Here is a 12,153-nt window from a genome sequence, read left to right as displayed (position 1 = left end):
TGTTCCCATATACGGCAATTGGTGCGGGCCCGATTGGTCCGCGGGGCAGCGCGGTGGAGAACTGAGTCGGGACGAGCTTGTTCGAGGAGCGGTGTTCAAACGCCCGGGAGTTGATGGAACCACGGAGGAGAGTCCGCTGGATGCGATGTGCAAGGATCACGATCTGGCCTATTTTGATGCCAAAGGTCAGCCGGACGAAGCCATGCAAAAGCTCAAGGCCGACATAGCCCTGATGGCGAGGCTCTCTCAACTGGATCAGCAAAGCCTGCCGGAAGTTGAGCAGACCTATAGCAAACTGATGGCCTTCGCCTTTGCCGAGAAAATCTGGAATTTCGATCTTCCCGCCCTCGGCTACCAATTGGTGAAGCGTGCCTTTGGCGACCTGATGGCATCCGTCGAAATGGGATTCGGCGGTATCGACAGCCTTATCTACACAGACCAGTTCGGGACGACCATGAGCGGTTCAAGTTATCACGGGAACGTGATGGGCCTTGATCGTGAGGGGCATGTCGAATCCATGTCGTACGTGCTGTTCACTTTGACCATCGCCAGAAGCAACCGGCAGGGCGCATCCATAACTTACTACAAGGATGCCTATCCAGCGATCCACAGCATCACTTCTCTGCATGACGGCGCGGTTATTGCCGGAAGCGAAACGATAACTACAACCCTCGACGATGGTTCAGTGTTCGTGCAAGTTGGAGCATCCGCGCCAGTTACGATTCCCCCCTGGTCTGCTGGCGCTCTGCCGCCGCCCGAGTTTACGGAAAAAATGCCCCCCGCTTCGGCTGGTAGTATCGCGACGTGGTTCGGAGACGAATGGCCAATATTTCCGGGGGATTTCGGTCTGGTGGATGGCCCTGATTTTCCGACAGAGACGATGGAACCATCGGGGGACGCCTCCACTCCCCGCTATTTCGCCGAGGTAGTGGAACCCGAAGGTCCAGGCGACCTGATGGGATTGCCATCGCCGTCTATCGTGGTCGAAGGGAATCCTGCGGACGAGTGGATCAACCCAAAATGGGACTCGTTCGATTGTGACAGGCCGGACTTAGATAAATATATGAGCTATTTTTGCGATAGTCTTCTCTGACGCACATCCTCATGCGATCAAAAGTCTTGACGCGCACGGACAGGACTTGGCGGCCGAAGCATGCAATACGGCGATGCTCGTGGACAATTCGATCATGGATCCTGACTACGCCACACTTGTGGATGGCATCTACGACGCTGGCTGGTGACCCGATTCGCGCCCTCCACGTTGGACGGCCGCGCTGCAATTCCAGTCCCAAATAGTTATAATAGGAACCATTCCCATTATTTTTCGGTTTGGAGCATCCGTGCCGCCCGGCGACCTCCCGGCTCCCCACGCCGTCGACACGCTCTATCGCTCGCACCACGCCTGGCTGACCGCGTGGCTGCGGCGTCGCCTGCGCGACGACCACGACGCCGCCGATCTGGCCCAGGACACCTTCGTGCGCCTGATCGCCGCCCGCGACACGCCCGGCCTGCGCGAACCGCGCGCCTTCCTCGCCCGCATCGCCCACGGCCTGATGGTCAACCTGTGGCGCCGCCGCGATCTCGAACACGCCTATCTGCAAGCCCTGGCCCAGCGCCCCGAGGTCTGCGCGCCCTCGCCCGAGCGGCGCGCGCTGGTGCTGGAAGCGCTGGTCGAGATCGACGCCATGCTGCAGCGCCTGCCGGCCCGCGCCCGCGAGGCTTTCCTGCTGGCGCAACTGGGCGGCTACACCTATGCCGAGATCGGCCAGCGCCTGGACGTGTCCGAGCGCATGGTGAAGAAATACATGGCGCAGGTGATGCTGCAATGCCTGCTGATCGCGGACGGCGTCTGGTGAGGCCGGCCGCGCTATCCGCCCTGCCCGACCGCCGCGTGCTCGAAGCCGCGGCCGACTGGTTCGCGCGCCTGGGCGACGAGCGCGCCAGCGCCGACGACACCCGCCAATGGCAGGCCTGGCTCGATGCCCGGCCGGAACACCGCCGCGCCTGGGACGCCGTGGCGGCGATCAGCGCGCGCTTCGAATCCGTGGCCGGCGAGCCGGCGCTGCAGGCCCTCACCGGCGCCGGACGCGGCCGCCGCCGCGCGCTGCGCACGCTGATGCTGCTGGCCGGCGTCGGCGGCCTGGGCGCCGCCGCCTGGAATCAGCCCGCCACCCGCCGTCAGTTGGCTGACCTGCGCACCGATGTCGGCCAGACCCGCCAGGCCACGCTGGAGGACGGCTCGCGGCTGTGGCTGAACACAGCCAGCGCGGTCAATCTGCGCTTTGACGCGCAGGCGCGCCGCGTGGTGCTGGTTGACGGCGAAACCCTGATCGACACCCATCCCGATCCGCGCGCGCCGGCCCGGCCGTTCCTGTTGGATGTGGGTTATGCGCAACTGCGGGCGCTGGGCACCCGCTTTGCCGTACTGCGCGACGGCGGCCGCGCCTGGCTCGATGTCTACGCCGGCGCGGTCGAGATCCGGCCCGACGATGCCCCCGTCCACATCGCGCAGGCCGGCACGCGCACCGGCTTCAGCGGCCGCGTCATCGACGCGGCCGAACCGCTCGACCGCGCCCGCGACGCCTGGACCAGGGGCGAGCTGGTAGCCGACGGCCTGCCGCTGGCCCGTTTTGCGGCCGAACTGGCGCGTTACCGGCGCGGCTTCGTCACCTGTACGCCGGAGGTCGCGCAGCTGCCGTTGGTGGGCGTGTTCCCGCTGGCCGACACCGACCGCATCCTGCGCGCGCTGGAGACCACCCTGCCGGTGCGCGCCCGCCGCGTGCTGCCCGGTTGGGTCAGGCTGGAAGCCGCCTGACCGGACATCGCCCCGGCGCGACAGGCCTTTTTTTGTAACAGCGGCGGATTTCCAGTTCCCCTTTTTTCTTTTCGCTTGGCATGCCGGATGTACGACGCGTTTCGCGCGTCCGCCGCCAAGGAATCCCATGCACGTCCCTCCCTTCCGCTCCCCGCTCCTGGCCCGCGCCCTCGCCGCCGCGCTGGCCGCCCCGCTCGCCATGCTGGCCGCCACCCCGGTCCAGGCGCAGGCGCCAGCCGGCTTTCAGGTTTCGCCCGGCCCCTTGTCGCAGGCCTTGAGCCAGTTCGCCACCCAGGCCGGCGTGACGCTATCGCTGGATGGGCGCCTGGTCGCCGGCAAGCAGAGCGCCGGACTGTCCGGCGCCTACAGCGTGGACCAGGGCTTCGGCCGGCTGCTGGACGGCACCGGCCTGCGCGCCGAACGGCGCCCGGACAACGTCTACACGGTGCGGCCGGCGGCCAGTGGCGACAATGCCGCCCAGCTGGAACCGGTGACCGTGCTGGGCGCGACCACCGCCGAAGGCGCCTACCAGCCGGAACCGGTGGCCTCGGTGACGCGCTCGCCGCTGGCGGTGCTGGACCAGCCGCAAGCCATCAACGTGGTGCCCGCGCAGGTGCTGCGCGACCAGCGCCCGCGCAACCTGGACGATGCGCTGGCCAACGTCAGCGGCATCACCCAGGGCAACACCCTGGCGGGCACGCAGGACACGCTGATGAAACGCGGCTTCGGCGCCAACCGCGACGGTTCGATCATGCACAACGGCATGCCGCTGGTACAGGGCCGCGGCCTGAACGCCGCCGCCGACACGGTCGAAGTGCTGAAGGGACCCGCCTCGCTGCTGTACGGCATCATGGACCCGGGCGGCGTCATCAACATCGTCAGCAAGCGGCCGCAGCTGACGCCGTATCACGCCATCACGCTGACCGGTTCCACCTACGCGCACGGCCGCGATGGCGCCGGCGCCACGCTCGACAGCACCGGACCGATCGGCGACTCGCGCCTGGCCTACCGCCTGGTGGTCGACACCATGAACGAGGACTACTGGCGCGACTTCGGCCGCCGCCGCGACACGCTGGTGGCGCCATCGCTCGCCTGGTACGGCGAGGACACGCAGATCGTGGCGTCGTACGAGCATCGCGACTACCGCTACCCGTTCGACCGTGGCACCGCGCTCGACCCCACCACCGGCAAACCGCTGGACATTCCCTCGCGCCGCCGCCTGGACGAGCCGTACAACAACATGTGGGGCAGCACCGAGCTGGCCCAGGTCACCGTCGACCAGCGCGTCACCGACCACTGGAAGGCGCACCTGGGCTACAGCTGGAACCAGGAACGCTACGATGCCAACCAGGTGCGCACCACCGCGATCGATCCGGTGGCCGGCACCATCAAGCGCAGCAACGACGGCACCCGCGGCGCGCTCTCCACCGATCACTACGTGATCGGCTACGTCGATGGCCGCATCGATATCGGCGGGCTGCGCAACGACCTGCAGGTCGGCGCCGACTACGAGCGCCGCAAGATCTTCCGTTCCGACCTGATCCGGCAGAACCTGTCCAAGCCCTTCAGCTACGTCAACCCGGTCTACGATCAGCAGGATCCCGGCAGCACCGTGGTCGCCAGCGACAGCGACCAGACCGACAAACTGCGCGCCACCTCGTTCTTCCTGCAGGACTCGCTGCACCTGGGCGAGCGCTGGATCCTGGTGGGCGGGCTGCGCTACCAGCACTATGAGCAATTGGCCGGGCGCGGCCGGCCGTTCAAGACCAACACCGACATCGAGGGCGGCAAGTGGCTGCCGCGCGCCGGCCTGGTCTACAAATGGACGCCCGAGGTGTCGCTGTATGGCAGCTACACCGAATCGCTCAAGCCCACCTCGACCATCGCCCCGCTGACCAGCGGCACGGTGATTGATTCGGGCGTGGCGCCGGAACAGGCCAAGTCGTGGGAGCTGGGCCTGAAATGGGACATGCCGGGCCAGACCACCGGCACGCTGGCGCTGTTCGACATCCGCAAGCGCAACGTGCTGGTGTCGCAATACAACGATGTCACCAAGCTGACCGACTGGCGCACCAGCGGCGCGGCGCGCTCGCGCGGCGTCGAGCTGGACGTGAGCGGCTCGCTGTCGGCGCGCTGGGACTTCATGGCCAGCTATGCCTATCTCGACGCCCGCACCACCGACGATCCGCAGTACCAGGGCAACCGGCTGTGGAACGTGGCGCGCCACACCGGCTCGGTGGCGCTGGTCTATAACGCCGGCCAGGTGGGCGCGGGCCGCCTGCGCCTGGGCACCGCGGCGCGCTACGTCGGCACCCGTCCCGGCGATTCGGCCAATTCCTTCGAGCTGCCGGCCTACACCGTGGTCAACGCCTTCGCCACCTACGACACCCGTATTGCCGGCCGCAATGTGCAGTTCCAGCTCAACGTCAACAACCTGTTCGACCGCACCTACTACACGTCGAGCGCCAACCAATATTTCATTTCCATGGGCGACGCGCGCCAGTTTGTGCTCTCGACCCGGGTGGAGTTCTGAACATGAAGCAATCCGCTTGCGTGCGGGCGGCGTCGCTGGCGCGCCGGCGCACCGCGACGCTGCCGGCCCTCCTGGCCGCCGCCCTGATCGCCATGACCGCGGCCGGCGCCGCCCGCGCCGCGCCGGGCGATCCCATCATCGCCGAGCGCAGCGCCACCACGCTGCCCGGCAGCGGTCACAGCTGGGGCTTCGCCACGCTGGCGCAAGACGGCGCTGAACTGCTCCTGGCACGACGGGAGAACGGCCTGACCGTCTACGACACCGCCCGCCGCCAGGCGCGCGCCCCGATCCCCGGCACCGAGGGCGCCAATGCCGTCGTCGCCGTGCCCGCCGCCGACCGGCTCTACGTGGCCGGCATGGACGGCAGCGTGCTCGTGCTGCGGGCCTCCGACAGCCGCGTGCTGCGGCACGTGCCGGTCGAGATCGGCAACCTCAACAATCTCCTGCATGACCCCGACAGCGGCCAGGTGCTGGTGACCAGCGGCCGCCGCGAAAACATCTCGCGCATCTATCGGCTCGATCCGGCCTGCGACTGTATACGCGCCAGCCTCGACCTGCCGGCCGCCAAGCTCGATGCGCCGGTCCTGCTGGGCGCGGGCCTGGTGGCGCTGCCGCTGCGCGACGAAGGTCGCATCGCCGTCATCGACCTGCGCCGCATGACGCTGATACGTTCATGGCAGCCGGCCCAGTGCCCGCGCCCCAGCGCCCTGGCGGCGGACCCGGCCGGCAAGCGTCTGTTCGTCGCCTGCCGCGGCGCCGAACCGCGCGTACTGAGCCTGGACGCGGACAGCGGCGCGCTCCTGGCCAGCGCCAAGTCCGGTCGCGACATCAACGCCCTGGCCTATGACGCCGCGCGCGGCTGGCTGCTGGCCCCGAGCGGCGCCGACGCTCGACTGTGGATCCACGACGCCCGCCCCGCCGGGCAACTGCGGCGCCTCGCCTCGGTCGGCACCCGTCCCTGGGCCCACAACATGGCCTATGACGCCGCCCACGGCATCGCCTACCTGTTCAGCATGGACGACACCGAGGTGTATCCGGCGCACGGCGGCGAGGCCCAACGCCATTTCGTCGCCGACAGCTTCACCATCACCGCGCTGCGCCTGCGCGACGCCCAACCATGACCGCCGCCGCCGCCCGCCCGCGTCCGCCCGCGCGCCGCGGCCAATACCTGAAGGCGCTGCGCAAGGCCCACGGCTGGCTCGGCCTGTGGGGCGCTCTGCTGGGCCTGCTGTTCGGCGCCAGCGGCATCCTGCAGAACCATCGGGCCGTGCTCAAGATCGACATGCCCGGGCCCGTGGTCGAGACCCTGCAATTGCAGGCGCCCGCCGATCTGCCCCGAACCGACGCCGCGGTGGGCCGCTGGTTGCAGCAGGCCTTGAAGCTGGACAAGCCCGTCGAACGCATCCGCAAGGAAGCGGCGCAGGATGTGCGCTGGGGCGATGTCTCCGCGCGCCAGCCCGAGCGCTGGCAGGCGCTGTTCCGCGCGCCGGGCTATCAGGTGCAGGTGGAATTCTGGCCGCAAAGCGGCGCCGCCAGCGCCCGCCGCAGCAGCGCCAGCTGGTGGGGAGTGGTCCAGAATTTCCATCGCGCCAACGGCACCGGCGTGGCCTGGGTGCTGCTGTCGGACACCATCGGCGGCGCGCTGATCGCGCTGTGCCTGACCGGCGTGCTGCTCTGGACCGAGCTGGAAAAGCGCAAGCTGATCGGGCTGGCCATTGCGTTCGCTTCGGTGATCGCGTGCCTGGCGGCCGTGGCGCAATCGTGGGCCTGAGGCGGGATCAGGCGGCGGCGACCATGCGCGTCCGCGCTAGCTCCTCGAAATGATCAATCCCCCCTTTGCGCCGTTATCCACGCCGCTCGCACTTGTGTTCACCGGAATGATTTCCGCATCCCGCCACGACGGCAGGGAAATCGCGGTCCAGGTATCCGTCGCGATATCCAGCATGGCCAAGCCGCCCGGACGGTTCGTGACATCCATCGGCTGGTCCCAATAGATCATCGCGAGATAGGTGCCAGCCGGATCGCAGATCAACTCCTGCGGAATGAATCCCAGGCCCGGCTGCCAGGCCCTGCGCTGGCCTCCCGGTTCAAGTCGGGCGCAGCTTCAGCGCCACCCAGATCCCCGCCACGCAAGCCAGTCCGAAGATCCAGCCCGAGGCGGCGCCCGCCATCACGCCGGACAACAAGGTGCCGACGGTGCAGCCCAGCGCGGTCATGCCGCCCCACCCCATCAGCACCCCGCCGGTGAAGTTGCGCAGGATCTCACGCGCCGTCGGCAAACGCGGCCGGAACGCGCCGGCGGCCAGCGCGGCGGCCCAGGCGCCTGCCACCAACGCCAGCACGAAGGCGCCGTTGTTGGACAGCAGCGCCTGCTTGACCACGGTGGCGCAGCCGGCGAAGGTGTCCAGCCCCTCCAGGCGTGGAGGCAGCGCGCCGGCCGCGGACGCGGCGGTGCGGGCCACGCTGCCCAGTTCGGCGGTCACGCCCAGCGGCGCGATGCGCAGGTAGGCGATGACGCCGATGAAGGCCACCAGCAGGCCGCCGACGGCGGGCGGCCAGCGGTCCCGCAGCACGGCTTGCCATGGCGAGGACGGCGGCGTGGCCGGGTCGTTCGCCGCGTGCTGGGAGGCATTCGCTGGCCGGATGGCGGCGCCGTCAGGCGCGCCATCGGCCTGGCGCGCGGCCGGCACGCGCCGGCAGAGCCGGCTCAGGCCCAGCGCCAGCAACGCCAGCAACGCGACTTGCAGCAGCACGGTGCCACCGTAGCCGAGGTGGTGCGGCAGCCACACCACCGGCGCCTGCTGGATCATGGCCAGGTACAAGGTGTTCCACGACGCGAAGCCCAGCACGAAGCCGAGCCCGGCGCCCAGCAAGGCGAACGGCGACGCCAGCGCGCCTTCGCCGAGGCGGTAGAAGTGCGCGCTGATGCAGGAGCCCGAAATGCGCATGCCGACCCCGAACACGAACGCTCCGGCCACCAGGGCCAGGCTGACCGGCCCGATGTGCGCGCCGGGCGGCAGGCGCTCGGCCCCGGGGATGGGCAGGAACGCGCCGAACACCGCGTGGTAGCCGAGCGTGCCCACCGCCAGCGCCACCAGCACGGCATAGGCGCCGGCCGGGTCGCGCCGTTCGATCGCGTCACGCGCGATGCAGTAGAAGCAGAATCGCGAACGCTGCAGCACGACGCCGAAGGCGGCGCCGAGCAGCAGCGACAGGGACAAACCGCGGCCACCCTCGGGCTGCGACGCCAGCCACCAGGCGGCCGCGCCGATGGCGGCCAGCAGCGCCACGGCCGCCGCATTGGCGATCGCCGGGACGTCCGGCGGGACCGCGCCCGCCGTCAACGCCGTCAACGCCGTCGGCGGCGGAGCCGGCGACGCGGGAGTTGCCTGGGCGCTCACTCAGGTCTTGCCCCACACGGTGCCGGACGGATTGCTGATCGGCGAACCGACGCTGTTGCCATACTCGGTCCACGAACCGTCGTAGTTGCGCACGTCGTAGCCCAGCAGCTTGCGCAGCGCGAACCACGAATGGCTGGAGCGTTCGCCGATGCGGCAATAGGTGATGATGGGCTTGCTGCCGTCCACGCCCGCCGCCTGGTAGATGGCGCGCAGTTCGTCGGCCGACTTGAAGGTGCCGTCTTCCGCCACCAGCTTGCTCCAGGTGACGTTGACCGCGCCCGGCACGTGACCGGCGCGCACGGCCAGTTCCGGCACGCCGTTGGGCGCGAAGATCTTGCCGTTGTATTCATCGGCCGAGCGGATGTCGACCAGCACGCCCGCCTTGTCCTTGCGCGCCACGGCCAGTACGTCCTGCAGGTGGGCGCGCAACGCGGTGTTGGCGTCCTTCGGGCGGGCGTTGCCCGCGGCGGGGATCTTCACGCTGTTGGACAGCGGCCGGCCCTCGGCTTCCCATTTCTTGCGGCCGCCGTCCAGGATCTTGACGTTCTCGATGCCATAGATGTCGAAAATCCAGGCGCCCCACGCGGCGAACCAGTTGTTGTTGTCGCCATACAGCACCGTGGTGCTGTCGCTGTTGACCCCGGTGCGTTGCAACAGGGCCTGGAACTGCGCGGGCGGCGCGATGTCGCGGTTGACGGTGTCGACCAGGTCGGTGTGCCAGTTGACGTTGCTGGCGCCCGGAATGTGGCCGCGCTCGAACAGGCCGGGGTTGACGCTCACCTCGATGACGCGCACCTTGGGGTCGTTCAGGTTCTTCTCCAGCCACTCGGTGGTGACCAGGTACTTGGCATGTTGCGCCGTGGCGGGAAAGGCCATCAGCGCGGCCAGCGCGGCGAAGGCGCCCGCCAGCAATTTGGAAAGGGACATCACGTTCTCCGGAAGCAGGCACGATCGGGCCTGGGAAACCGGAGCATATTTGTTCAGCTTACAGTCAGGAACAATTAAGTGGTCATAACCTGATTACCGCGACGCGCAGATCGCGGCGCCAGGCGCAAATGGCGCGGCCGCGCAGGCAGGCGATGGGCGTCCGGCGGCACCGTGCCGGCCGCCCATCGCTCGCGCGCCGCCGCGCTTATGCCGCCGCGATCAGCCGGATATCCGCGCTGCCGTCGCGCTCCAGTTGCGCCACCAACCCCAGTTCCCAATCGAGGTAGTCACGAAAGCCCTGGTCGCGCGCCGAGAGATCGTCGAACAGGTACGGACTGATACTCTGGTCGTCGTCGCCCGTCAGCACGCCGTCGGCGCCCTGCGCCAGCGGCAGGCCCTGCGCCTGCCAGGCGCGGGTGCCGCCCAGCAGGTAGCGCACCGGGCGGCCGGTGCGCCAGGCCAGCTCGGCCGCCGCCACGGCGGCCAGCACGCCGTCGGGCGACGTCAACACGATCGTCCGCTGCGTGTCGGCCGGCAGGAACTCCTGCAGGCGATCCGGCGCGGCGTAGCGCGCGCCGGGCACGTGGCCGCGCTCGTAGGCCAACCGCGATTCAATGTCGTAGACCTCCGCCGAACCGGCGTCGATAGCCGCCTGCAAAGCCTGCGGCCGCAACGCCGGCACGTCGGGCCGGTGCCGCAGCACGCGGCGCGGCTCGGCGCCGCGTTCGAGCGCCGCCAGCGCCGGCGGCTGGTACAGGTAGACCTCGACCGCGCCCAGTTGCGCCAGCCAGGCGCCGGTGGTCTGGGCGCGCACGCCGTCCCAGTCGGCCAGCACCACGCGCGCGCGCCGGGTGGCCAGGTACTCGTCGGTGGCCTGCACCAGTTGGCCGCCGGGCGCCCAGCGCCAGCCCGGCAGGTGACCGGTTTCGTATTCCTCGCGGGTGCGCACGTCGAACTTGTACAGCGTGCGCGTGCCCTGCTCGGCCTCGAAGGCGCGCAACGTGGCCGCGTCGATATGGCCGATGCCGGCACGCTGCGCCACGCCGCGCGCCTGCTCGCGCGCGGCGGCGGCGCTGTCGGCCGACGGTTCGGGCAGCGCCGCCTGACGGCCATAGGCCAGCTCGCGGCCGGACAGCAGCCATTCCATGGTGCCGTTGCGCAGCGACGCGACGCGGTTCGGGATGCCGGCGTCGATCAGCGTCTGCGCGCCGACAATGCTGCGCGTGCGGCCGGCGCAGTTCACCACCACGAAGGTCTTGGGATCCGGCGCCAGCTCGCGGATGCGGTACACCAGCTCGGCGCCCGGCAGGCTGTGCGAGAACGGCAGCGTGAAGTTGTGGAATTCCTCCGGCGTGCGACTGTCGACCACCACGATGTCGTCGCCGCGCGCGACCCGCTCGTGCAGTTCGTCGACGTCGATCCACGGCGTGTGCTTTTCGTGTTCGATGACTTCGCCAAAGGCCTTGCTGGGCACGTTGGTGCCCGAAAACAGTTCGCGCCCTTCCCGCTCCCAGCCGTCGGTGCCGCCGGCCAGCACCGAGATGTCGGTCCAGCCCAGGCGCGTCAGCTTGGCGGCGGCCTGATGCGCCAGGGTCTCGTCGTCGTCCACCAGCACGATGCGCGTGTCGCGGCGCGGCACCAGGCGGTCGGCCAGCACTTCCAGGCGCCACAGCGGCGCCGGCACTGCGTACAGCAGGTGGCGGCGGGCGTAGCGGCCGGCTTCGCGCACGTCGAGCACGGCGATCTCCGCCTCGCCGCGCAGCGCTTCCTGCAACCCGGCGGGCGACAGGCGCGCATGGTAAATCGCGGCCGGCGGCGAAAAGGTGCGGTAGGCGCCGCCGGCGGTGCTCTCGAACACCACGCGGCCGTGCAGGCGGTCAAGCGCCAGGCCGTAGAAATGCAGGTGCGCGCCGGGCGCGTCGCCCACCAGTTCGATGGTGTGCACGTCGGCCGGTCCCAGCACGATGGAATTGCCCGCCGCCACGTCCACCCGTCGCACGTGGGTCAGCACGTCGCGCCCGGGCTCATTGCCGGCGCTGCGCGCATAGACCTCGTTGCGCTCGTTGCCGGAGACGCCGGCGATGATGGCCCAGGTGGTGTGGTCGTGCGGCGGCTGCGCCTTGCCGGGCTCGCCCAGCGACAGGTACAACGCGTAGCCGCCGTCGGCGTCTTCGGCCAGGCGGTAGATCGAGGTGGGCCGTCCGGGCACCACGGCGAAGGCCTCGGCCGGAAACAATTCCGCGCGGCGTCCGAGCGCTTCGAGCAGGCGGGCCACCGGGGCCAGTTGTTCGGGCGTGGCGCGCGCGGGGTCCGGCGCCAGCGCCTTGACCTGCGCGATGAAGTCGCGCACGGCGCGGGCGCGTTCGGTATCGTGGCGGAAAGCGGCGGCGGCCGCGTCGGGATGGGTGCTCATGGGATCCGGAATTCCTGGGGTTGAAGAACCGGATCAGCCTACGTCCACGACCGGGCGCGGACAA

At 69.4% G+C, this 12,153-nt stretch carries 10 protein-coding genes; 6 read left to right on the top strand and 4 right to left on the bottom strand.

Annotation, left to right across the window (positions count from 1 at the left end; translation table 11 throughout):
* From HV742_RS28940 to HV742_RS28915, 6 genes are all read left to right on the top strand, one after another.
* Positions 1 to 1,093 (top strand): phospholipase A2 family protein (locus tag HV742_RS28940; protein WP_217482430.1); only part of this gene is annotated, 1,093 nt, incomplete at its 5' end.
* A 247-nt stretch (positions 1,094 to 1,340) separates the two neighbouring features.
* The gene (locus HV742_RS28935; protein ID WP_175147028.1) at positions 1,341 to 1,856 is read left to right on the top strand and encodes a sigma-70 family RNA polymerase sigma factor; all 516 of its coding nucleotides are present in this window, start codon (positions 1,341 to 1,343) and stop codon (positions 1,854 to 1,856) included.
* Positions 1,826 to 2,815, top strand: coding sequence for a FecR domain-containing protein (locus HV742_RS28930; RefSeq protein WP_175147027.1), 990 nt, complete (start codon positions 1,826 to 1,828; stop codon positions 2,813 to 2,815). Before HV742_RS28935 ends, HV742_RS28930 begins: the two co-directional genes overlap by 31 nt.
* 127 nt (positions 2,816 to 2,942) lie before the next feature.
* A complete protein-coding gene (locus tag HV742_RS28925) occupies positions 2,943 to 5,348 on the top strand; it encodes a TonB-dependent siderophore receptor (RefSeq protein WP_175147026.1) in 2,406 nt (801 codons plus the stop codon).
* 2 nt (positions 5,349 to 5,350) lie between these two features.
* Positions 5,351 to 6,469 (top strand): YncE family protein, encoded by a 1,119-nt coding sequence (locus tag HV742_RS28920; RefSeq protein WP_175147025.1) that lies wholly within the window; start codon positions 5,351 to 5,353, stop codon positions 6,467 to 6,469.
* On the top strand, positions 6,466 to 7,119 hold the full coding sequence (locus HV742_RS28915) for a PepSY-associated TM helix domain-containing protein (protein ID WP_175147024.1): 654 nt from the start codon (positions 6,466 to 6,468) through the stop codon (positions 7,117 to 7,119). The genes HV742_RS28920 and HV742_RS28915 overlap by 4 nt, the downstream gene beginning before the upstream one ends.
* Positions 7,120 to 7,155: 36 nt before the next feature.
* On the opposite strand, the gene HV742_RS28910 is transcribed toward HV742_RS28915, so the two are convergent.
* The 4 genes from HV742_RS28910 to HV742_RS28895 form a co-directional block, all read right to left on the bottom strand.
* A complete protein-coding gene (locus HV742_RS28910; RefSeq protein ID WP_175147023.1) occupies positions 7,156 to 7,380 on the bottom strand; it encodes a hypothetical protein in 225 nt (74 codons plus the stop codon).
* A gap of 55 nt (positions 7,381 to 7,435) precedes the next feature.
* Positions 7,436 to 8,749 (bottom strand): YeeE/YedE family protein, encoded by a 1,314-nt coding sequence (locus tag HV742_RS28905; RefSeq protein WP_437340608.1) that lies wholly within the window; start codon positions 8,747 to 8,749, stop codon positions 7,436 to 7,438.
* Positions 8,750 to 9,625, bottom strand: coding sequence for a sulfurtransferase (locus HV742_RS28900; protein WP_223308532.1), 876 nt, complete (start codon positions 9,623 to 9,625; stop codon positions 8,750 to 8,752).
* A gap of 256 nt (positions 9,626 to 9,881) precedes the next feature.
* Positions 9,882 to 12,089 (bottom strand): rhodanese-like domain-containing protein, encoded by a 2,208-nt coding sequence (locus tag HV742_RS28895; RefSeq protein ID WP_175147022.1) that lies wholly within the window; start codon positions 12,087 to 12,089, stop codon positions 9,882 to 9,884.
* Positions 12,090 to 12,153 lie beyond the last annotated feature (64 nt).

It is taken from the genome of Achromobacter ruhlandii, assembly GCF_902859695.1.
In the GTDB taxonomy this organism is placed as follows: domain Bacteria; phylum Pseudomonadota; class Gammaproteobacteria; order Burkholderiales; family Burkholderiaceae_B; genus Achromobacter; species Achromobacter ruhlandii.
Note: the sequence above shows the minus strand (reverse complement) of the source record. Positions and strands in the feature narration are given on the sequence as shown.